Origin of the sequence: Citrobacter sp. Cpo069, from assembly GCF_030332785.1 — a bacterium.
GTDB lineage: Bacteria > Pseudomonadota > Gammaproteobacteria > Enterobacterales > Enterobacteriaceae > Citrobacter > Citrobacter portucalensis.
Map to the genome: position 1 here is coordinate 46,844 of NZ_JAOWHD010000045.1, position 22,585 is coordinate 69,428.

Genomic DNA, 22,585 nt, shown 5'->3' on the forward strand with positions numbered 1-22,585 from the left:
TCGCGAAAATCCCCTGCAAATCGCATTGTTTCAAATGCGTAAAACTTTCATAACCTTCTCTGAATAACTAGAATAGCGGGCATTTACTTTTTCTACGAACCAGGACCCCATCCATGAGTAAGTCTGAAAATCTCTACAGCGCAGCACGCGAACTTATCCCAGGCGGCGTTAACTCCCCCGTTCGCGCCTTTACTGGCGTGGGTGGTACTCCGCTGTTTATCGAAAAAGCGGACGGCGCGTATCTGTACGATGTCGATGGTAAAGCCTATGTCGATTACGTCGGTTCCTGGGGACCGATGGTACTGGGTCACAACCACCCGGCAATCCGTAATGCGGTGATTGAAGCTGCGGAACGCGGTTTAAGCTTCGGTGCACCGACCGAGATGGAAGTGAAAATGGCGGAGCTGGTCACCGAATTAGTGCCGACCATGGACATGGTGCGCATGGTGAACTCCGGTACGGAAGCGACAATGAGCGCAATCCGTCTGGCGCGCGGTTTCACCGGTCGTGATAAAATCATCAAATTTGAAGGCTGCTACCACGGCCATGCTGACTGCCTGCTGGTCAAAGCCGGTTCCGGCGCGTTAACGCTGGGCCAGCCGAACTCCCCTGGCGTTCCAGCTGATTTCGCGAAACACACCCTGACCTGCACCTATAACGATCTCTCTTCAGTGCGTGCAGCGTTTGAACAGTACCCGCAGGAGATCGCTTGCATCATCGTTGAGCCGGTCGCCGGCAACATGAACTGCATCCCGCCGCTGCCGGAATTCCTGCCGGGCCTGCGTGCGCTGTGCGATGAGTTTGGCGCACTGTTGATCATCGATGAAGTGATGACCGGTTTCCGCGTAGCGCTGGCCGGAGCACAGGATTATTACGGCGTCGTGCCGGATCTGACCTGCCTCGGTAAAATCATCGGTGGCGGAATGCCCGTTGGCGCATTCGGCGGTCGCCGCGATGTGATGGACGCACTGGCACCGACCGGTCCGGTTTACCAGGCGGGGACGCTTTCCGGTAACCCGATCGCGATGGCGGCAGGTTATGCCTGTCTGACCGAAGTCGCCCAACCGGGTATTCATGAAACGCTGAACGAACTGACGACGCGTCTGGCGGAAGGTCTGTTGGAAGCTGCCGAAGAAGCGAATATTCCGCTGGTGGTTAACCATGTGGGCGGGATGTTCGGGATTTTCTTCACCGATACAGAAACCGTAACCTGCTATCAGGATGTGATGGCATGCGACGTCGAACGCTTCAAGCGCTTCTTCCACATGATGCTGGATGAAGGAATTTATCTGGCGCCGTCTGCTTTCGAAGCGGGCTTTATGTCCGTGGCGCACAGTGAAGACGATATCAATAACACCATCGACGCCGCGCGCCGGGTGTTTGCGAAGTTGTAAAAAAGAGAACGTGCAGAAATGTAGGCCGGGTAAGGCGAAGCCGCCACCCGGCTTTTTTATTGCCGGATGTCGACGCAAAGCGTCTTATCCGGCCTACATGAAAGGGGTCAGCCTCAGCGGCTCTGCTTTCTCAGCAGATAGATAAAGTACGGCGCACCAATAAACGTCGACAATAATCCCGCCGGGATCTGATACGGAAACAGCACCATCCTGCCGCACCAGTCAGCAAAGACCAGCAACACGCCACCCGCCAGCGCCGAAATCAGCATATGCGGCATCGCCCGACGAAAACCCATCATACGGGCAATATGCGGAGCCATCAGCCCGACAAAGCTCAACGGTCCAATAGTCATGGTGGCTGTCGCCGTCAGCCCTGCCGCCAGCAGCAGTAACCCCACGCGTGATGGCGTGATAGCCATACCTACAGCCCGCGCCGTATCGCCGCCGAGCGGTAAAATTATTAGCCAACGGCGGCACAGAGGCGTCATCGCCAGCAGAATCACCATCACAATCCCGGTACGCAGTACTTGCTCTCCGCTCGCGTTATAGGTTGAACCGGAAATCCAGGTCAACACGCCCGCCATGCGCGGATCGCCGCTGGCCTGCAGCATCATCAGCAGCATAGTAAAGGCCGTACTGAGCGCCATACCGGCCAACAGCATACGGTGCGGTGAAAAACCACCGCGCCCGGCAGCAATCATAATGATAAGCAGAGTAGCCGCGGCCCCGAGGCTTCCGGCAGGCAGCAGCCAGCCAAAAGCATTTCCGGGGACCAAAAACAGCATGAGCACCACGCCAAATGCCGCACCGGAGCTAATGCCCAGCACTTCCGGGCTGGCCATCGGGTTGCCCGTCAGACGTTGAATAATACAGCCCGCTACCGCCAGCATCACCCCGGCAATCAGGGCCGCCAGAATGCGAGGCCAGCGCCAGGGCATCAGCTCATCCAGCATCGCGCCGCTGGCCCATGTCCAGCCATGTGCGTCGCGGCCAAACGACAGCGCCACCACGAGGGTTAGCAGCAAGATTACGCCACCTGCCAGCGCAAACATCAGCACATTCTGAAGCTCAGCGGCGATGTGATTACTGGCGTTCATATCCGGGGCACTCATACTCCTCAAGCGCGGCAACAACCACAGTAGCAACGGTGCGCCAATCAACGCCGTCACTGAACCGGTGGAGACTTCCATCCATACGCGGGTCAGCCACAGAATGATTTGGTCGGAGAGCCAGAGGATCAACGCACCAATCAGCGGGGCCAGTACCAGACGTGCCAGCAAACGACGCGCACCGAGCATTTTCGCCAGCAGCGGTGCAAACAGGCCAATAAAGCCGATAATCCCAACCGCGTTAACCAGTAAGGCGCTGATGACAATGGCCAGCGATAACGCCGCCAGACGTGCCAGCGACAGCGCCAGACCGAGGTTACGCGCCACGCCGTCATCCAGTCCCATCAGCGTCATTGGGCGTAATAACAACAGAGTCAGCATCACACCGCCCAACAGCTGCGGCCACAGACGCTGTACGCCGCTCCAGTCGGTTTGCGTTAACGTGCCGCTGCTCCATAAAAACATGCTTTGCAGCTGATCGTGATGGAAGATAACCATCAACTGGTTAATCGCCCCGCAGTACAGGCTGACCACCAGCCCGGCAAGGATTAACGTCACCGGAGAAAGACGCTTGCCCCAGGCAACGCCAAACACCAGCGCCCCAACGACACATGCTCCCGCCAGCGCCGCAAATTGCGTGGTCAGCGCACCAGGAATAGCCCACAGCGTGGTAACCGTAATGCCCAACTGCGCACCAGTCGCAACGCCCAGCGTGGTTGGCTCCGCCAGCGGGTTACGCAACACCTGCTGAAACAACACGCCGACCAGGCCCAGCCCGGCGCCGACCAATAGCGAAATCGCCAGCCTCGGCAGCAGGCTATAGTGAAAAACCATCTGCTCAATGATGTCGATATCCGGTGACCAGATAGCCTGTTGCCACTGACTGCGCGGTAGCGCAACGGAGAAGTTAACCCATGTCAGCCAGCAGGCAGCAACAAACAGCACCAACAACAGCAACGCCGGATGGCGGCTTCGCCTTATCCGGCCTACAAAGCGCCCAAACCGTAGGTCGGATAAAGCGCTTTTCGCGCCGCCATCCGGCATTTCAAGTTTCCTGCTCACGCTTTGCCTCCCAACGCATTATCCAGAATACGGGCAAAATGCATGGCCGATAGCGTTGCGCCATAGAACCAAACGGCAGGCACACGTTGAAAACGTCCGTCACGGACAAACGGCATCGCCTGCCATAATGGCGTAGACATCAGCGCAGCCATCTCTTTATCGTTGCCGTGATCAAAGCACAGCACATCGACATCCTTATAAGCAGCCAGACGGTCAATACTCACGGCAGTACTGCCCCAGAAGTTTGTTTCTCCCTGCCAGGCGTTAGGGATCCCATATTCGTCCAGTACGTCCTGGAACAGGCTGTTTGAACCAAACACCAGCATATGCCGCGAATCAAGCAGGGATGTCAGGAGCACGGGACGCGCGCCGCGTTGCATAAAGCGCGGTTTCAGGCTGGCGATAAAACGATCGTACTCAGTCAAATGGCGTTCAGCAGAGGCTTGCAGATTGAACAATTGCGCCATTTCCTGCAGCGACTGTCGCGCAACGGCCAGCGGCTTTTTGCCATCGCTGAAATTAAATCCCCGGCCTGGTGCAATCCGCGCCAGCTTTTCAGGAGAAGGACCGTAACCTGCCGACCAGAGCAGAAATGAGGGCTTCATTTCGGTCAGCAGTTCGAGATTGGGTTCCGTACGTAGCCCGACATCAATTACCGAGTCCGGTAGAGGAGGCTCACTGACCCACAGCTTGTAGTTAGGGATGTCTGCGATGCCATACGGCGTAATACCCAGCGCCAGCAGCAGCTCTACCGGCAGCCATTCCAGCGCTACAATGCGCTGGGGATCAACCGCCGCGGCGTGCGCCGTATTCATCCGCCACAGCAGAGGCGACAGCGCCATCGCCGTAAGCAGCCGCCGACGAGTAATATGATGTAATCCGATCATTAATAGACAAAACTCACGGGTGCGGCACCGGCCGGATGCGGCAAAATGCCCATCGGGATACCGTAAATTTGTTCCAGAGTTTCACTGCGCATCAGTTCAGCAGGCGTTCCTTGAGAAATCATCTCACCGCCGCGCAGCGCAACGAGGTAATCGCAGTAACGGGCCGCCATATTGATATCATGCAGCACCGCAACCACCGTCAGCCCGCGCTGCTGGCTTAAGCGGTGCACCAGCGCCAGCACGTCAACCTGATGGGCAATATCCAGCGCGGAAGTCGGTTCATCAAGCAGCAGACAGCGGCTGTCCTGTGCCACCAGCATGGCAATCCACGCGCGTTGGCGTTCCCCACCGGACAGGCTATCGACCAGACGGTGCGCCAGCGGCTTTAAACCTACCAGCGAAATTGCTTCTTCTACCTTCTCTCTGTCGGCAACGCCAAAACGCCCCAGCGCCCCGTGCCACGGATAACGACCAATCGCCACCAGTTCGCGTACGGTCATCCCTTCTGCCTGCGGCAGCTGTTGCGGCAGATAGGCGACCTTGCGGGCAAACGCTTTACTACTCCAGCTCTCCAGCGGCTGTTCGTCGAGCAGGATTTCACCTTCTGACGGCGGCTGATGACGTCCCAGCATTTTCAATAATGTCGATTTACCGGAACCGTTGTGGCCGATAAGACCCGTCACTTTCCCTACAGGAAAAGTTAATGAGAGAGGATGCAAAAGCGTGCGACCAGGCACACGAAAGGAGACATTACGCAACGCAAAAGTGGTGTCGGGATGGGATCTGTTTTCCTGCATAGCAGCCAACTTGTAAAACGGGCACGCAAAGCGTGCCCAAAGAGAAATTAGAAACGGAAGGTTGCAGTTGCAACGACCTGACGTTCTGCGCCCCAGAAGCAGCCATAAGTATTGAAGCAGCTGGCGACGTATTCACGGTCAAACAGGTTGTTCACATGCAGCGCCACGTTGGAGCCAGCCATACCAACACGCGCCAGATCGTAACGTACTAACGCATCTACCAGCGTGTAGCTTCCCACTTTGAAGGAGTTTGCCGGATCGCCATAGCTGGAACTAGTATAACGAACACCCGTACCCAACGTCAGCCCGGAAAGCGCGCCATCATAGAGGGTGTAATCCCCCCACAGTGATGCCATATGTTTTGGCACCTGAGCAGGCGTATTGCCTTTGTAGTTGGTGTCGGTGGTGTATTCCGCATCGGTGTAGGTATAAGAACCCACCACGTTAACGCTGGCAGACAGTGCCGCTTTCGCTTCGATTTCCACACCGCGTGAACGAATTTCACCGCCTTCAACTGACCAGATCGATCCATTCGGATCGGCCATCAGGTTGTTGGTTTTGGTCAACTGGTAAACGGCACCGGTCAACACGATCGGACGATCGCTCGGTACGTACTTCACGCCCGCTTCGTACTGCTTACCTTTAGATGGCGCAAAGATATTGCCGCTTTCCCCAACCTGAGAATTTGGTTCAAACGATTCGCTGTAGCTGAAATACGGGGTTACACCGTTATCGAACAGGTAGTTAACACCGCCACGCCAGGTGAACTGTCGGTCATCACGGGAGTCCAGCACACCAGAAACGCGGTTCAGAGAGTCCTGCTTAGCCCAGTCGTAACGACCGCCCAGAGTGACCAGCACCTTATCCCACTGCATCTGATCCTGAGCGTACAGGCCCGTTTGTTCCTGTTTATTCAGAACGCGATAAGCTGCGCCAGGTCCAGGGTGCGAGCCAAAGTCAAAATCGCTACGGTCAAGATTATAGATATCAGACGGCGCTACCGAACCAGCCCAACCGAACCAGGAGTTGATATCGTTACGCATACGCATATAGTCAACGCCGGTCAGCAATGTGTGATCCAGGGAACCGGTGGCGAATGTGCTCTGCAACTGGGTATCAACAGAGAAATTCTGCAATTTTTCATTGTCGTCAACGTACTGACGAGTCAGCGTGTGATCCCAATCTGACTGAGGGATGCTGGCGCAAGGACTGTTAGCCGGATCTTTGGTATACAGCGGATCGGAGCACATGCCGTAGCCGTACACGCTTTTCTGCGACACTTTGTTTTGCGCATAACGCAGGTTCTGACGTACGGTAAAGGTGTCGTTAAATTCGTGGTCGAAGCTGTAGCCCACCATCTTCTCGTTACGAGAGTAGGTATTGTTGTCCGCACCTTCGTTGAAATCGGTCGGCAGACGTGAACCATTTGGCAGCTTAGACACGGTCCCCTCTTTCGGCAACCAGCCGTAATAACCGGTTTCCGGCTCGTTCTGGAAGTAGGAGAGGAAGGTGAAATTCGTCTTATCATCCGGACGCCATGTGAAAGATGGCGCGATAGCATAACGCTGTTCTTCTGCGCCCTGCTGCTGCGCATTCGCGGAACGCGCCAGGCCGGTCAGGCGGTATGAGTACACACCATCGTCATCCAGCGCATCGCTGAAGTCAAAACCGGTCTGGAACAGGCTGTCAGTGCCCATTTTGAACTGAACTTCTTTCAGCGGCTCCGTTGTCGGGCGCTTGCTGACCATGTTCAACAACCCACCCGGGTTGCTCTTTCCGTACAGAACGGAAACCGGACCGCGCATCACTTCGGCGCGCTCCAGCATATAAGGGTCGATGACCGCATCATTGTAGAAGTTGCCCTGCATCTTCAGGCCATTCAGATAGTTATTCTGACTTTGGCCGTCTGCGGCAAATCCGCGAATAATCAGGTAGTCATAGGTATTGGACGCGCCACGCGTACCCACGGCAACGCCCGGGGTGTAGCTGAGCGCCTCTTTGACCGATTTTGGCTGATGCAACGCCATCTCTTCGGCGGTGACCACTGAAATAGACTGAGGAACTTTTTGAATCGGAGTGTCGGTTTTGGTCGCCGTAGCAGACTGTCGTGCAGCGATGGTTGCCGCAGGCCCCCATGCGCTTTCCTGCGGAGCAGGTGCAGCAGTTACGGTGATGGTTTCTTCTTTCGGGTCAACCGCCGCCTGTGCATAGACAGACATGCCGCTAACCGCTGTGGCTACCACTACTGCGATTTTACGCAGTGATGAACTTGGCTGAGCAGTTTTAAGACGCGCCATTGGTATTTCTCTGATGAAAGTGAATGATAACGTAAACGAGAATTATTATTATAACGGCAGCATAATATTCGAAACTCTGGCGAGATAGCAAGCAATACACGTCCCTACTAAAACTGAGGGGTTAAGAAATAACCAGATGAAAAGAAAGGGTTAATAAATTAGGCTGGAATGTTGAAAAGAAAAGCCTGCAAATACACAGGCTATTTTTGGCTAGCGGTAAAAAACGTTAAATGTCGCAACAGAGTCAACCTTTCCCGCTTTTACAGTTCCTGTTTGTACATATCTTGCTTTCAAAGGGATAGTGACAGACTGCCTATCGGTTGTTTGCGCTACCGCGTTGTAATCTTGATCAAATTTCAGCACATTATTGTTGCTGTCGAGAATTTGTAATCCGACCCCTTCGGCTGCGTCATTACCACTGGCGATCTCCAGGATGTCGCTATTGCCACTCACGCCAGTTGAACCGGCAGTGGTGAATTTATAATCAAGTTTGATGCCCGCGACACACTGTTCCAGCTGAATCTTGAAACTATCATCAGACACAACATCGGAATAACCGTCCACAATATCGCTAGTCATGATTCTCTTAAGTGGCACAGTGATATTTTTTTCAACCAAATTGCAGGTGTTAGCAGTAACGTTAATCGCTATTGGCGCAAAGCGAATTTGAGCAATAACCTGCGAATCATAAATCCAGTCCGCATTGAGCATGTTGACGTCAATAACTCCTGACTGCACAACACCAGTGACGACAAATTCAGCTCTCGCACGTGATTGAATACTATAGTCACTTAAGTGGGTTGTTTTTGCCGTCCCTAGATGCATAGGGGTAACCACCGAACCTTCTGTTAGGGCGGAAGCGTTATCTTTAACCCAGGCGACCCGAAAACCTATTCCCGGAACATTTGTTTGATAAACGCGGCTAAGGGGATTATCCGTGCGGGCATCGCTACTCGTGAATACGGTATAGCCTGTATAGATATCGCCATTATCTGTACAGTCCACGACTTTAATAAGATCGCCAGTCACTTCCTGGGTTGCAATGATCGTACCTGGAGCAGCGTCCGCATTTACCGTAAACGACGGCATATTGAACGTAGAGGTTGACGGCGACGCATCATTCTCAATTTTGCAGGATGCCTGAACTGATTGCTGTGCGAACAATAGACCGCAACATAGAATCAATCTAAAAATCATATAATTATTCATATTCCCACAGTCCATTTTATGTTTTCCCTTTACACTATCGACACTCAACCGCAGCCTGGTAAATAGAGGACTCGATATCGTCAGGGATCTGCGCATTTCCTTCACAGCGCTGTTCTGGAGCACTACCCCACTGTACTTTAAACGGTACATTACCTTTCAAACCGGTCAGATAAACTTCGCCACCATCTCCGACTATTGAGGAGCCCCCCTCAATTGACAGTACCGCGCCGAAAGGCACAAAACTCGATCCATGGTGAAGTGTTAATAAGGCGCGAATACCCTGGCGGGCAGAGAAATTAGCTGCGACAACTGCCCCTTTCGTAGGTACGACATCTTTGGCCGGTTTTTCGATATCCAGATCGTCGCGTTCCCCGCTGTTCACCGTGACGGTATTACGACGATAATTAGTTAAATATGGTACGACCGCATTTCCCCAGTAGTCAGTATAAATACCTTGCATATTCTGGACTTTAACATCTGCTCCCTCGTCAATATGGACAATAGCAAAAGCATCCTGGACAGATTGCCCCAGCGTAATACCATAAGGATGTGCGACGACGGATCCTTGCGCGCTGTAGTTCCACTGTTTGCTATCTTTGGCATAGCTATAGTTCGCCCCAATTTCACCGTATGAGCCACGATAACGCCCCGTCATGCTCGCACCATATCCAGTATCGTGATCGGTATAGCTTTGCTGCAGGTTATAACTTAAGTTGTTATCTTCCAGCGCAGTCCCGCCAATCCCAACCTGATGCACGGTATTGCCATTTTTAGCGCTGTTTAGGTTGTAGGTCGCCCAACTGTTTGACAGCCAACGTGACAAAGGAATATTGACGGAAAATGCAACCTGCTGGTCATTATCGCTGTTTGGTGTTTTTGTCAGGCTATAGTTCACGGACCAGGTGATGTCCTGCCAACTGGAGCTGAACCCCATACTGGCACTGCGTTCATGCCCACTCATATCCCAGTAATCTTGTTGATAACCATTGATATACACAGCCCCTACAGAGCCCAATGATTGCGACATACTCAACTGTAAACGGCTACGACGATTGTTTGTTTTACGGTAATTGTAAATTCCATCATCTTCGCCTCTATCACGTTGATCGAGTGCTTCCTGGAAGGTATAAAAACCAGAAGTGGAATAACGGTAACTGGCCAGCGTCACCGTGGTATCTGTTGCAGAAAAGTCTTTGGAATATTGTGCGCGCCAGGATAAACCATTGGCATTACCACGCCCGTCGTCAAACTGAGTTCTGGCCGCAGTAACATCTACAGACACAGAACCAAGCTCACCGAGATCGGCCCCCGCCCCGACCAGACCGGCACGGTAAATTGATGCGTCGAGCGCTCCGCCATACAGCGTAATGCCATGAGGCATGCCGTAGATTACCGTCGCCTGACCAAACCCAGGTTCCTCGCCGTTATCGCTATCGCGGTATTTTCCACCAGCAAGGCTATATTTCAGCGCACCTTCACGCTGTAAGATGGGTACCGAAGCACTTGCCTGAATAAACGAATGCTCGCTTCCATCAGCTTCTTTAACGGTAACTTGTAAATCTGACCCTGCTGTTACCTGACTGAGATCTCTGATTTCAAAGGGGCCGCTGGAGACATAAGTCTGATATATCGTGTAGCCATTTTGCTTAATCGTTACTTTTGCATCGCTATTGGCAATTCCGCGTACAACAGGCGCAAACCCTTGTAAGCTATTGGGTAACATGCTGGTATCGGTTTCCAGCTTCACTCCTGTCATCTGTACGCTGTCAAACAGTTCGCCGTTGGTATATGTCTGGCCGATTTCAAGCTGGCTTTGCAGAAATTTAATATCCCGCTCCAGCGTGGTGCTGATCGCATCCCAGCCATCCGAATTGCTGTAGGTACTTGAATTACGAAGCCGCCAGGCGCCAAGATTTAGACCGGAATTAAGGCTTGCCCAGTTCGAGTTATCGTTCTCGCCATTTACTTGCTGGCGGTTACCGCTAATGTAATAGCTGCTCCATGCCGCAGGAATGCCATCGTCCCAGTCTTTAATAGGGATAGCGCCAGCGACTTGCTGGTCGCGATAAATTTGCGGGATCCGCATGAAAAGAGTTTGGCTATCGAGTTGAAAATCAAACTTTGCTCCCGATATGTACTGGGCGATGTCGCCAACTGGAGCCGTATCAGCCAATGATTTCAAGCCGGGAAGGCTATCGACCTTCACCCCCAGCTCTCTGAGATCCCCTTTGCTGAACTGCGGGAGTAACTGCGTCTTATCCTGCGATAGTACGTATGTAATATTTCGCTTATCAATGCGATCATAATCCCACATAACTTCAGTCAAATAAGTCCCTGGTTGTAACCCATTATTTTGCAAAAAGGTTTCCAGTGTTGACGTATTCTCTAACGGTGTACCGAGTTCCAGAATATGCAAATTGAATTCATCTTCAGCACTCGCTGGGTGCAAAAATGAGCATAATGCCAGCGTAATGCTGTTGAGCAAAAAGAGTCGGCAAGATCGCAAAGGATAAGGCTGCATATAATAAAGTCCCTTTAATTTTTACCCATACGCGTCATTGCGTTTATAGTTGTTGGTGCTTTTTCACCGTTGCAGCACCATAGTCATTCACTGCAGCCCATGACACATCACCTACTGCTGCTGCAGGTATTGAAAATATTTGTTCCCCAAAGGGAGGAATCGTCATTGACAATGACTCAGGTACAGAACTGTCTGCGAGAGGTTTTACCCGCTTTCCACCAACAGAGAGTTCTAATAACGAAATATGAAATGGCGTTGGATTCTTTGCGGTTAATTGAGAACCCTGACGGCTAAACCGTAATTTTTCCCACGCACCGGCAGCGGCCGATTCTTTAAGACTCACTGGCCGCCAAAAAAGTTTCAGCTGTGTTTTCATCGCAAACTGCAGCGTATTTTTATCTTTTAATTCATCAGGCATAGCCGAAACAGATTTAAAGTTGGCAACAAACATCGACTCACGGTCTTGTGGTAGCGATCCTTTATCGCCAATAAAGACGATATGCAGCAGAGCCTGACCATTAGCGTCCATTTTATAAATCGGCGGAGTGATAATAAAAGGCGCTTTTGTGTTATCTGTCTTTGTTACCCAGCTTTGTATCAGATATTTATTGGCATCTTCTTTATTCTTAATAGATATCTGTACTTCTTTTTTATTCTCCGGGTAAATGATTCTAGTTCCCCCCAGGACAATGCTGGCCTGTGCATTTATGGCAATAAGCCCAATAATGGCAAAACAAATTCGCGCATATAATTTCACCCGCAATACTCCCTGGTCAGGCAGCCCTGAAGGGCTGCCTGTCATACTTAACGATAGAACACGGTAAAATTCGCGGAGGCGTGATATTTACCTGCAGTCGGTTTGTCATCACCAATCTGAATCACTTTCGCGGTATAGTTGAAAATAGAAGGCGTTGCTTCATCGCCAGTATTCGCCACATCCGTGGTTGATACCGGAACGGAGTCATCAATCACAACGTCAGTGTTACCACCATTATTATTGGTCACGGTAATACCCACATTTGTTGCAGCACTCGCATCACTAAGGTCGTTCTTCAGGCGTAAATTCTCGCCGTCAGTAGTGTCACCACTGAACCTCAGGTTTAAACTTGCTATGGCAGGGTCACATTTAGCCAGAGAAATCTGGAAATCTTTTGTCGGGCCAATTGACCCATCCTTCTCAAAATTATCCGGGTAAGCATCAGCAAAAGTCACCACGGTATTTGCTCCTGCGCCATCGACATCAATAACGCAAGTGTCGGCAACAATACGGCCAGAAAACTCTACCTTACCCGTATCTTCTGCAAATGCAGAAGTATTTACAGCGGCAATCAGGCTTCCGGCCATCAGCACAGTAAGAAGCTTTTTATTCATTAGAATCCCTTAATCAGAACGATTGAATGACAAAGTCCCATTACCAATAATAAATTACTGGTGAGAAATATTGAGGGTGAGCACGGAGAGAAAAGAATAAAGATATGCAAAAAAACATGATCTTCTGAAATCCATTCGTCAAATCAATACAATGAATCGCGTATAATGAATCTTGTATAGTGTTCACTCGCGGATTAAATCAAACCACCGGAGAGACTGTCTATAGCCTGCAATTTTTCACACATCATAAAAGAAGTTAACCATTTAATTTCCAATGTTTTTTGCAAACATTTATTTTACTTAATCTGTTCTTAATTAAAATTAAATCAATACAATTACATCATGAAAAAATAAAACTCATTTTACCCAGAAATAAAAACACCCGCTAATAGCGGGTGTTTAGGTCTAATTTACTACTGAATTAATTACTACCAAACATCTCTTTAATCCAACCGGCTACGCCATCGCCGTCCTTCTTCTCTTGCTGCGGCGGTTGCTGCTGTTGAGGCTGCTGTTGCTGCGGCTGCTGAGAAGATTGATCGAACGGATTACCCGACTGCTGCAGCATCTCACCTTGCTGACACAGTGAATCCGGATCGGTGGTCCATACAGGAAGCGTGCGCATACCCCCGCTACAAACGAAGTTACCGTCGTAGTCTACGCCCATATCCACCACATCCTCCGGTGGCGTCAACACCAGCGGTGTTGGCGTCTGGTTGGCCAGATAACGCTGATAAATAGACATCGCGCCGCTGGCACCGTACAGCTTGGTTGGCTGGTTGTTATCGCGGCCCACCCAGGTAATGGTCACCTGGCTGCCGTCGATCCCGGCAAACCAGGTATCCACGTTGTTGTTGGTGGTCCCGGTTTTCCCTGCCAGATGCAGACCCGGATACTTCGCGCCAAGTTGGCGACCCGTACCACGCTGAACCACCTGCTGCATAGTCCACAGCGTCATATACGCTGCCTGCGCCGGAACGGCACGCTCGGCCTGTGGGAAACTCTGGTACAGTACGGTTCCATCTTCGGCAATCACCGAACGCAGCGCCGACAGCGGTGCGCGGTTCCCGCCGCTGGCGATAGTCTGGAATGCCTGCGCCACTTCAATTGGCGTCAGGTTCAACGCCCCCAGCAGCATGGCCGGAACCGGGTTAAGCTGATCTTTCGGCGCCCCCAGCTTCAACCAGGTATCGGTTACAGCAGGCAGGCCCAGCGCCATCCCCAGATTTACCGTTGGCACGTTCATTGAACGCGTTAACGCATCCACCAGCATCACTTTACCGCTTTCGCTATAGCGACGGTCATCGTTCTGCGGTGACCACACCTGGCCGTTCGGCTGACGCAGTGCAATCGGCGCATCGGCAATCCAGGTATTCAAGCGGTACAACTTCGGCTGGCTGAGCGCGGTCAGATAGGTCGCAGGCTTGGCCAGAGAACCAATCGAACGACGCGCCTGCATCGCACGGTTATAGCCCGCAAACTGCGGTTCTGCTCCGCCGACCATGGCGCGAACTTCACCACTAAAGCGGTCAACGACCACAATCGCGGTTTCCAGATCGCTCAGCTTACGCTGTTTCTTCAGTACCGGAATGCCTTCCACCGCCGCTTTTTCTGCGGCGTCCTGCGCCACGGAATCAAAGGTGGTGAAAATCTTCACGCCGGAGAGATCTTTAACTTTATCGCCCAGCTTCGCCTGGAGCTCCTGACGCACCATCTGCATAAAGGCAGGCTGCGGGGAGATCACCCCACCACGCGGCTGTACGCCTAACGGACGCGCACTCAGCATGTCATACAGATCCTGGTCGATAATCTGCTGCTGTTGCAGAAGACGCAGAACCAGGTTACGACGCTCCAGCGCCAGTTTCGGGTTACGCCACGGGTTGTAGATCGACGCCCCTTTAACCATCCCCACCAGCAGCGCCTGCTGGTCGAGGCTCAGCTCTTCTACCGGACGACCGAAATAATAGAGGCTCGCCAGCGGGAAGCCGCGAATCTCGTTATCACCGCTTTGGCCGAGATAGACTTCGTTCATGTACAGCTCAAGAATGCGGTCTTTGCTGTAACGCGCATCCATGATCAGCGCCATATAGGCTTCGTTGGCCTTACGCCAGTAGGAACGTTCGCTGGACAGGAACAGGTTTTTCACCAGCTGCTGAGTCAGCGTACTGGCTCCCTGTACCGTACGACCAGCTGTCAGGTTCGCCAGCACCGCACGGCCAATGGAATAGAGACTGATACCGTCATGCTCATAGAAATGACGATCTTCGGTCGCCAGCAGCGTGTCCACCAGCAGATCCGGGAAGCCGCTACGCGGAACAAACAGGCGCTGCTCACCGTTAGGTGAAGAGAGCATGGTGATCAGACGCGGATCGAGACGGAAGAAACCGAACTGGCGGTTGTTATCCATATTCTCGATGGTATCCAGATGATCGCCGTCAAAGGTCAGACGCGCACGCACCTGCCCTTCTTTGCTGTCCGGAAAGTCAAACGGACGACGAATCATCTCGATGCTCTTCGCCTGCACGGTAAATTCGCCCGGACGCGTCATCTTCGTCACCTGACGATACTGCGTGGCCTCCAGCAGCTTCACCATCTCGTTTTTGCCGATAGGCATTTCTGGCTCAAGGTTAACCATACGGCCATAAACTGCCGCAGGAAGCTGCCAGACTTTGCCATCAATACGGCTACGAATTTTTTGGTCCAGATAAACGCCGTAAATGGCGATCAGTACCAAAAAGACAATCGACAGTTTTACCAGCAGCCAGAACCAGCCGCGCTTACCACGAGGCTTACGCCCTTTGCCTTTACCCTTACGCGGCATCGGTTCTTCATCCTCATAGTCATCATCATCATAATCGTCGTCATACTCATCATCTCTGAGTTGACGACGGCTCACCTTTTGTTTCACCGGACGCGAGGGTTTTCCTTTACGTCCAATTGGCTCGCGGTCATTCCCCGCCATGCTTTTTCTCCGCAACATTCAGGCGCAAGGGCCCGATTCTCTGTTCTTCCGTCCTGCGACAGAAGAAGAAATCTCTCAATTATTACCGTTCTTTCGCCGGATGCGGCATAACGCCTTATCCGGCCTAAAGTTACATTACGAATACTTTTTGGTGCGCCGCGTTGGCGCGGTATTCGCCGGATCGTCCGGCCAGACATGTTTGGGATAACGCCCTTTCATCTCTTTTTGCACCTCGCGGTACGATCCCTGCCAGAACGCGCTCAGATCGCTCGTCACCTGTAGTGGTCTTTGGGCCGGAGACAGCAGCTCCAGCATCAGCGGCACGCGCCCCTGGGCAATGGTTGGAGTCTTTGCTTCACCAAACATTTCCTGCATCCGAACCGCCAATACTGGAGGATTATCCTCATGATAGCGAATAGCAATCCGGCTTCCCGTCGGCACAGTGTAATGCGCAGGCAGCTCACTATCCAGACGTTGCAACATTGACCAGTCCAGTAAACCGCGCAACGCCTGTCCCACATTGAGTGCTTTTAATGCGCGTAACGAGTGCACACCGCTCATGTGCGGCAGCAGCCAGGTCTCCAGCGACGCCAGCAGAGAATCTTCATCTACCGTGGGCCAGTCATACTCTGGCAACCAGTTTGCCGCACATTGCAGACGCAGTCGAAACTGCTCGGCTTCCGGCGTCCAGTTGAGCACACTTAGCCCTTTATCGCGAATGCCATTCAACATCGCCTGATGCAACTCCTCTTCCGAGGGTTTGGCCAATGGCTGTACTTTTACCGTGAGCTGACCAATGCGCGACCGACGCAATGCCTTTAACGTTCCCTGGGTTTCATCCCATTCGATGGTGTCGGACTGTTGTAGCAGCTCAGGACATGCCTGCATCAGCGACTCGATATCCAGCGGCAGAGCCAGCAAGATACGCGCGTCTGGCGAAGCGCTGCCCTGCAACAAAAGTGGCGCTATCAGCCATTCATGGCGTCCTGAGGCATCATCGGCATCCAGCATGGCGCCCATGCCATTCGCCAGTTGATAGCGCCCTTCCTGCCCGCGTCGACGCGCGATCCGATCGGCAAACGCCCGCGCCAGCAATGAGGGGAGCAGCGTGCTGTCGGGCTGCCCGCTGCTAACGTTAAGCCGTTTCAGCAACTGTTGACTGCGCTGCTGCCAGGTGGGCTGATTTCGTGAAAACGCCACGGTCAGATCGGTACTTCCACCGCGCGGCGGCTCTTCCAGAATCGCGGCCAGTTTTGCCGCCGTAGCCGCTTCGGTATTATTTTTGGCACCGACCAGCATCGCCGCTAAACGAGGATCGTTACCCAATGCCGCCATTTTCTGCCCGCGGGCACTGAGTCTGTCGCCCTCAAGCGCGCCCAGCATCTGCAACAGCCGTTTTGCCGCCTGCAGGTTGATGGCGGGCGGCGTATCCAGCCAGTTCAGTTGTTCAGGTTCGGTACATCCCCATTGCAGCAACTCCATCAGTAGCCCGGACAGATCGCTCTGCAATATCTCCGCTTCCCCCTGCGCTGCCGCTCTTTCTGCCTGCTCTTTGGCAAGCAGATGCAGGCAAATACCGGGCTCCAGACGACCCGCACGTCCCGCGCGCTGAGTCATCGAAGCCTGGCTGATGCGCTGGGTAATCAGTCGCGTCAGACCGGTACGCACGTCATAGCGCGCCACGCGTTCCTGGGCGCAGTCCACCACCAGTCGGATGCCTTCTATCGTCAAGCTGGTTTCAGCAATATTGGTGGCCAGCACCACTTTGCGTTTGCCTTGCGGCGCGGGCACAATCGCCTGACGCTGCTCGGCAAGCGTTAACGCACCATACAGTGGACACAGCACAACATCGCTGCCTACACGCGTAGCCAGCTGCTCCTGTACACGCAGGATTTCGCCCACACCCGGTAAAAATAGCAGCAGTGACCCGCTTTCATGGCGCAATAGCTCCGCCGTCGCTATCGCCACCGCTTCATCAAAACGCAAATGCGCCGCCAACGGCTGATACCGCCGCTCAACGGGAAATGCGCGGCCTTCAGAAACGATCGTCGGCGCATCGGGCAACATCTGCTGCAAACGCCCGTTATCCAGAGTGGCGGACATAATCAACAGTTTCAGATCGTCCCGCAGCCCTTGCTGCACATCCAGCAATAGCGCCAGCGCCAGATCAGCCTGTAAACTCCGTTCGTGAAATTCGTCGAGGATCACCAGCCCGACGCCTGTCAGTTCAGGATCGCGTTGGATCATCCGCGTCAGGACGCCCTCTGTTACCACTTCCAGCCGGGTCTGCGGCCCTACGCAACTTTGTGCGCGCATGCGATAGCCCACAGTTTCACCAGGCTTTTCGTTCAGCAATTCCGCTAATCGTTGCGCCACATTGCGCGCTGCCAAGCGGCGCGGCTCCAGCAAAATAATCCGCCCCGTGATACCGCGATGCTCAAGAAGTCGCAACGGCAGCCAGGTCGATTTCCCGGCACCGGTCGGCGCCGTCAGCAGAACCTGCGGCGAGGCATCAAGGGCGGTAAGCAGTTCAGGCACTACGGCAGCAACGGGCAACAACGTCACAAATGGCTCCAGAGGGTTAACATTCTTCGCGCTGCATTGTAGCATCGCGTTAATTCATAACCGAGTATCCATCATGTCTGAGCCAAAAAGGCTGTTCTTTGCGATTGAATTGCCTGCCGGGATTCGGGAGCAGCTAATCCACTGGCGGGCCGCGCAGTTCCCCCCTGAAGCGGGTCGCCCCGTCGCGGCTGATAATCTGCATCTGACGCTGGCCTTTTTAGGCGACGTCAGCGCTGAGAAGCAACAGGCGCTGTCGCAGCTCGCGGGGCGTATTCGCCAGCCAGGTTTCACGCTCAAATTCGATGATGCCGGGCAATGGCTGCGCTCCAGGGTCGTGTGGCTGGGTATGCGTCAGCCGCCGCGCGGGTTGCTGCAACTGGCGAATATGCTACGGGCGCAGGCAGCGCGTAGCGGGTGCTATCAAAGCCCGCAGCCGTTTCACCCGCATATCACGCTGCTGCGCGATGCCGGTCACGCGGTTCCAATCCCTCCACCGGGCTTTGGCTGGTCATTTCCGGTAACGGAGTTCGCACTTTACTCCTCCTCATTTTCACGAGGACGCACGCGTTATACGCCGCTGCAACGCTGGACGCTGACTGAATAATTAAAGGGACTGCTTATGCAATTTTCTCCACCTTTACAACCTGCAACGCTCATTCAGCGCTATAAACGCTTTTTAGCGGATGTGATCACACCCGATGGCACAGCGTTAACGCTACACTGCCCAAATACCGGTGCGATGACCGGATGCGCAATGCCAGGTGACACCGTTTGGTATTCGACATCAGAAAATACTAAACGCAAATATCCACATACCTGGGAATTAACGCAAACCCAATCCGGTGAATTTATTTGTGTTAACACGCTGTGGGCCAACAGATTAACGAAAGAGGCGATTCAACAGGCGTTAATTTCGGAAGTTTCAGGCTACAGTACTTTGAAAAGTGAAGTAAAATACGGCGCCGAAGGGAGCCGCATCGACTTTTTGTTACAGGCAGATTCCCGACCTGACTGCTATATTGAAGTGAAATCAGTCACGTTGGCGGAAAAAGAGCAGGGTTATTTTCCCGATGCCATCACTGAACGAGGTCAGAAGCATCTTCGGGAATTGATGAGCGTAGCGGCTGAAGGCAAGCGGGCAGTGATATTTTTCGCCGTGCTACATTCAGCCATTACACGGTTTTCACCCGCGCGCCATATCGATGCAAAATATGCGCAATTATTAGTTGAAGCACAGCTTAAGGGGGTTGAAATTCTGGTTTATAAAGCGGAACTTTCTGCCCACGGTATGACTCTTAAAGAGCCGTTGCCCATTACCTTGTAATGGTGTAAATATCTGGTCAATTAGTATTCTGGGCGCGTGGGCAAATACGCTTTTCCTCACAGGGTTGTCAAGTGTTACGTTTAGATAATTGCTATCCGGAAAAGCATCTGCTATTTATAGCGACCTGATTTTTCCCCCGAACATGGGGATCGATAGTGCGTGTTAAGGAGAAGCAACATGCAAGAAGGGCAAAACCGTAAAACATCGTCCCTGAGTATTCTCGCCATCGCTGGGGTGGAGCCGTACCAGGAGAAACCGGGCGAAGAGTATATGAACGAAGCCCAGCTGTCGCACTTCAGGCGTATTCTTGAGGCATGGCGCAATCAACTTAGGGATGAAGTCGATCGCACCGTAACTCATATGCAAGACGAAGCGGCTAACTTCCCTGATCCGGTGGACCGCGCCGCACAGGAAGAAGAATTCAGCCTTGAGCTGCGTAACCGTGACCGTGAGCGCAAACTGATCAAAAAGATCGAGAAGACGCTGAAGAAAGTAGAAGACGAAGATTTCGGCTACTGCGAATCATGCGGCGTAGAAATTGGTATTCGCCGTCTGGAAGCGCGTCCGACAGCCGATCTGTGCATCGACTGTAAAACGCTGGCAGAAATCCGCGAAAAACAAATGGCAGGTTAATTCCGGTCATTTTTACCACGTTTACTACAGGCGGGAGCTTCTCCCGCCTTATTATTTGTTAGTCCGCAAAATGAGCGATTCACACTATATAGGCCGCTTCGCCCCTTCCCCTTCTGGCGAACTGCATTTCGGTTCACTAATTGCCGCCCTCGGGAGTTACCTGCAGGCCCGCTCACAGCGCGGAATCTGGCGAGTGCGCATTGAAGATATTGACCCCCCTCGTGAAGTTCCCGGTGCTGCAGATACGATTCTGCGTCAGCTGGAACATTACGGACTGCACTGGGATGGCGATATTTTATGGCAATCCCAACGTCATGATGCCTACCGCGAGGCGCTCGCCTGGTTACATCAACAGGATCTGAGCTATTACTGCACCTGTACGCGGGCGCGTATTCAAAGCGTCGGCGGTATTTATGACGGCCACTGCCGTGAGTTACGCCTCAGACCAGAGCAGGCGGCAGTCCGCATAAAGCAACGTCACCCGGTGATGCAGTTTACTGACCAACTGCGCGGTGAAATTCAGGCAGATCCACAGCTTGCAGGCGAAGATTTTATCATTCACCGTCGCGACGGGCTGTTTGCCTATAACCTCGCCGTGGTGGTTGATGACCACTTTCAGGGCGTAACAGAGATTGTACGCGGCGCCGATCTTATCGAACCCACGGTGCGGCAAATCTCTTTGTATCAGCAGTTTGGCTGGCAAGCGCCTGACTATATTCATCTTCCGCTGGCGCTCAACGAACAAGGCGCTAAACTTTCAAAACAAAATCATGCACCTGCGCTGCCGCAAGGCGATCCGCGTCCGGTGATTATTGCCGCGCTGCGCTTTCTCGGCCAGCGTGCCGATATCCCGTGGCAGGATATGCAGGTTGATCAGATCCTGGAGTTTGCCGTTGAGAATTGGCGTCTGACAACGGTGCCTGAATCGGCGATCTTAAATCCGGCATTCTCAAATGCATCATGCTGAGCTATGATTAGCCGCTATTTTTACACAGCAATACTTGTTCTGATTGAAGTTTGACACTACCGAGGTGCACTATTTTTACCCGAGTCGCTAATTTTTGCCGCAAGGTGCTAAGCCGCGAGGAGCGCGAGGCTGAGCTCGCCGTCGCCCGTCCACATATGACGGTAATTCCGCGTGAGCAGCACTCTATCTCCCGCAAAGATATCAGTGAAAATGCCCTGAAGGTAATGTACAGGCTCAATAAGGCCGGATACGAGGCATGGCTGGTTGGCGGTGGTGTACGCGATCTTTTGCTGGGCAAAAAACCGAAAGATTTTGATGTCACCACTAACGCAACGCCGGATCAGGTGCGCAAACTGTTTCGTAACTGTCGCCTGGTCGGTCGCCGTTTCCGTCTGGCCCATGTCATGTTCGGCCCAGAAATTATCGAAGTGGCAACGTTCCGCGGCCATCATGAAGGCAGCGAATCCGATCGCACAACATCGCAGCGTGGGCAAAACGGTATGCTGCTGCGTGACAACATCTTCGGCTCCATCGAAGAAGATGCCCAGCGTCGCGACTTCACGATTAACAGCCTGTATTACAGCGTGGCCGATTTCACCGTACGTGATTACGTCGGGGGAATGCAGGATCTCGAAGAGGGCATCATTCGCCTGATCGGTAATCCGGAAACGCGCTATCGCGAAGATCCCGTGCGTATGCTGCGCGCCGTGCGCTTTGCCGCCAAGCTCGACATGCGTATCAGCCCGGAAACCGCGGAGCCTATCCCGCGTCTGGCTACCTTGCTTAACGATATTCCTCCTGCACGCCTGTTTGAAGAAGCGCTCAAGCTGTTACAGGCGGGCTATGGGTACGAAACCTATAAAAAACTGCGTGAGTACAGCCTGTTCCAACCGCTGTTCCCAACCATTACGCGCTACTTCACCGAAGACGGTGACAGCCCAATGGAACGCATCATTGCCCAGGTACTGAAGAATACCGATAACCGCATTCACAATGATATGCGCGTTAACCCGGCGTTCTTGTTTGCTGCCATGTTCTGGTATCCGTTACTGGAAGCCGCACAGAAAATTGCGCAAGAAAGCGGTCTGGCCTATTACGATGCTTTCGCGCTGGCAATGAACGACGTGCTGGACGAAGCCTGCCGCTCGCTGGCGATCCCGAAACGTCTGACCTCACTGACCCGTGATATCTGGCAGTTGCAGTTACGTATGTCGCGTCGCCAGGGTAAACGCGCCTGGAAGCTGATGGAGCATCCAAAATTCCGCGCAGCTTACGACCTGTTAGCGCTGCGTGCTGAAGTCGAACACAACGCGGAATTGCAGCGACTGGCGAAATGGTGGGGTGAATTCCAGGTTTCTGCGCCGCCAGAACAAAAAGGCATGCTGAACGAGCTGGATGAAGAGCCAGACACACGTCGTCGCCATCGTCGCCCGCGTAAACGCGCGCCACGCCGTGAAGGCTCCGCATGACCTATCACGTATACCCAA

Annotated in this window: 16 protein-coding genes; 6 read left to right on the forward strand and 10 right to left on the reverse strand. The window is 53.0% G+C overall.

Annotated features, from left to right (window positions below; genetic code table 11):
• The first annotated feature begins 113 nt into the window (after positions 1-113).
• The gene (gene hemL / locus OGY08_RS08320) at positions 114-1,394 is read left to right on the forward strand and encodes a glutamate-1-semialdehyde 2,1-aminomutase (protein WP_125362712.1); all 1,281 of its coding nucleotides are present in this window, start codon (positions 114-116) and stop codon (positions 1,392-1,394) included.
• Between the two features lie 113 nt (positions 1,395-1,507).
• Here the strand turns inward: hemL and fhuB are convergent, their stop codons facing one another.
• The 10 genes from fhuB to hrpB all read right to left on the reverse strand — a co-directional run bounded on the left by fhuB (position 1,508) and on the right by hrpB (position 18,174).
• Positions 1,508-3,547: a Fe(3+)-hydroxamate ABC transporter permease FhuB gene (fhuB, locus tag OGY08_RS08325; protein WP_286565870.1), complete on the reverse strand. Its 2,040-nt coding sequence runs from the start codon at positions 3,545-3,547 to the stop codon at positions 1,508-1,510.
• A gap of 14 nt (positions 3,548-3,561) precedes the next feature.
• The gene (gene fhuD, locus OGY08_RS08330) at positions 3,562-4,452 is read right to left on the reverse strand and encodes a Fe(3+)-hydroxamate ABC transporter substrate-binding protein FhuD (protein ID WP_125362713.1); all 891 of its coding nucleotides are present in this window, start codon (positions 4,450-4,452) and stop codon (positions 3,562-3,564) included.
• The gene (fhuC, locus tag OGY08_RS08335; RefSeq protein ID WP_003829206.1) at positions 4,452-5,249 is read right to left on the reverse strand and encodes a Fe3+-hydroxamate ABC transporter ATP-binding protein FhuC; all 798 of its coding nucleotides are present in this window, start codon (positions 5,247-5,249) and stop codon (positions 4,452-4,454) included. Before fhuC ends, fhuD begins: the two co-directional genes overlap by 1 nt.
• A 47-nt stretch (positions 5,250-5,296) precedes the next feature.
• Positions 5,297-7,546, reverse strand: a complete 2,250-nt coding sequence (gene fhuA / locus OGY08_RS08340; protein ID WP_048227070.1) for a ferrichrome porin FhuA — start codon at positions 7,544-7,546, stop codon at positions 5,297-5,299.
• A 210-nt stretch (positions 7,547-7,756) separates the two neighbouring features.
• Complete coding sequence (locus tag OGY08_RS08345) at positions 7,757-8,755, reverse strand: fimbrial protein (protein WP_239693058.1); 999 nt, start codon at positions 8,753-8,755, stop codon at positions 7,757-7,759.
• 34 nt (positions 8,756-8,789) lie between these two features.
• On the reverse strand, positions 8,790-11,276 hold the full coding sequence (locus tag OGY08_RS08350; protein ID WP_125362714.1) for a fimbria/pilus outer membrane usher protein: 2,487 nt from the start codon (positions 11,274-11,276) through the stop codon (positions 8,790-8,792).
• Between the two features lie 43 nt (positions 11,277-11,319).
• A complete protein-coding gene (locus tag OGY08_RS08355) occupies positions 11,320-12,033 on the reverse strand; it encodes a fimbrial biogenesis chaperone (protein WP_125362715.1) in 714 nt (237 codons plus the stop codon).
• A 47-nt stretch (positions 12,034-12,080) separates the two neighbouring features.
• The gene (locus OGY08_RS08360; RefSeq protein ID WP_286565856.1) at positions 12,081-12,647 is read right to left on the reverse strand and encodes a fimbrial protein; all 567 of its coding nucleotides are present in this window, start codon (positions 12,645-12,647) and stop codon (positions 12,081-12,083) included.
• Between the two features lie 421 nt (positions 12,648-13,068).
• Positions 13,069-15,609 (reverse strand): bifunctional glycosyl transferase/transpeptidase, encoded by a 2,541-nt coding sequence (gene mrcB, locus OGY08_RS08365; protein ID WP_008786249.1) that lies wholly within the window; start codon positions 15,607-15,609, stop codon positions 13,069-13,071.
• 135 nt (positions 15,610-15,744) lie between these two features.
• Positions 15,745-18,174, reverse strand: coding sequence for an ATP-dependent helicase HrpB (gene hrpB, locus OGY08_RS08370; protein ID WP_185757608.1), 2,430 nt, complete (start codon positions 18,172-18,174; stop codon positions 15,745-15,747).
• A 73-nt stretch (positions 18,175-18,247) separates the two neighbouring features.
• Between hrpB and thpR the strand changes: the two genes are divergently transcribed.
• The 5 genes from thpR (at position 18,248) to pcnB (ending at position 22,567) form a co-directional block, all read left to right on the forward strand.
• Positions 18,248-18,778, forward strand: a complete 531-nt coding sequence (gene thpR / locus OGY08_RS08375; protein ID WP_286565857.1) for an RNA 2',3'-cyclic phosphodiesterase — start codon at positions 18,248-18,250, stop codon at positions 18,776-18,778.
• Between the two features lie 15 nt (positions 18,779-18,793).
• A complete protein-coding gene (gene sfsA / locus OGY08_RS08380; protein ID WP_008786246.1) occupies positions 18,794-19,498 on the forward strand; it encodes a DNA/RNA nuclease SfsA in 705 nt (234 codons plus the stop codon).
• A gap of 177 nt (positions 19,499-19,675) precedes the next feature.
• Complete coding sequence (gene dksA / locus OGY08_RS08385; protein ID WP_003829221.1) at positions 19,676-20,131, forward strand: RNA polymerase-binding protein DksA; 456 nt, start codon at positions 19,676-19,678, stop codon at positions 20,129-20,131.
• A gap of 70 nt (positions 20,132-20,201) precedes the next feature.
• Entirely contained in the window at positions 20,202-21,098 is an 897-nt protein-coding gene (gene gluQRS / locus OGY08_RS08390) for a tRNA glutamyl-Q(34) synthetase GluQRS (RefSeq protein WP_125362719.1), read from the forward strand.
• A gap of 71 nt (positions 21,099-21,169) precedes the next feature.
• Complete coding sequence (pcnB, locus tag OGY08_RS08395) at positions 21,170-22,567, forward strand: polynucleotide adenylyltransferase PcnB (protein ID WP_204354956.1); 1,398 nt, start codon at positions 21,170-21,172, stop codon at positions 22,565-22,567.
• Positions 22,568-22,585 lie beyond the last annotated feature (18 nt).

What these genes read in the sequence shown, in the direction of transcription:
- gluQRS (WP_125362719.1), top strand. Translation starts at nt 20,202, where the DNA reads ATGAGCGATTCACACTATATAGGCCGCTTCGCCCCTTCCCCTTCTGGC.
- OGY08_RS08350 (WP_125362714.1), bottom strand. Translation starts at nt 11,276, where the DNA reads ATGCAGCCTTATCCTTTGCGATCTTGCCGACTCTTTTTGCTCAACAGC.
- thpR (WP_286565857.1), top strand. Translation starts at nt 18,248, where the DNA reads ATGTCTGAGCCAAAAAGGCTGTTCTTTGCGATTGAATTGCCTGCCGGG.
- fhuA (WP_048227070.1), bottom strand. Translation starts at nt 7,546, where the DNA reads ATGGCGCGTCTTAAAACTGCTCAGCCAAGTTCATCACTGCGTAAAATC.
- sfsA (WP_008786246.1), top strand. Translation starts at nt 18,794, where the DNA reads ATGCAATTTTCTCCACCTTTACAACCTGCAACGCTCATTCAGCGCTAT.
- fhuD (WP_125362713.1), bottom strand. Translation starts at nt 4,452, where the DNA reads ATGATCGGATTACATCATATTACTCGTCGGCGGCTGCTTACGGCGATG.
- fhuC (WP_003829206.1), bottom strand. Translation starts at nt 5,249, where the DNA reads ATGCAGGAAAACAGATCCCATCCCGACACCACTTTTGCGTTGCGTAAT.
- OGY08_RS08360 (WP_286565856.1), bottom strand. Translation starts at nt 12,647, where the DNA reads ATGAATAAAAAGCTTCTTACTGTGCTGATGGCCGGAAGCCTGATTGCC.
- OGY08_RS08345 (WP_239693058.1), bottom strand. Translation starts at nt 8,755, where the DNA reads ATGAATAATTATATGATTTTTAGATTGATTCTATGTTGCGGTCTATTG.
- mrcB (WP_008786249.1), bottom strand. Translation starts at nt 15,609, where the DNA reads ATGGCGGGGAATGACCGCGAGCCAATTGGACGTAAAGGAAAACCCTCG.
- fhuB (WP_286565870.1), bottom strand. Translation starts at nt 3,547, where the DNA reads ATGCCGGATGGCGGCGCGAAAAGCGCTTTATCCGACCTACGGTTTGGG.
- hemL (WP_125362712.1), top strand. Translation starts at nt 114, where the DNA reads ATGAGTAAGTCTGAAAATCTCTACAGCGCAGCACGCGAACTTATCCCA.
- dksA (WP_003829221.1), top strand. Translation starts at nt 19,676, where the DNA reads ATGCAAGAAGGGCAAAACCGTAAAACATCGTCCCTGAGTATTCTCGCC.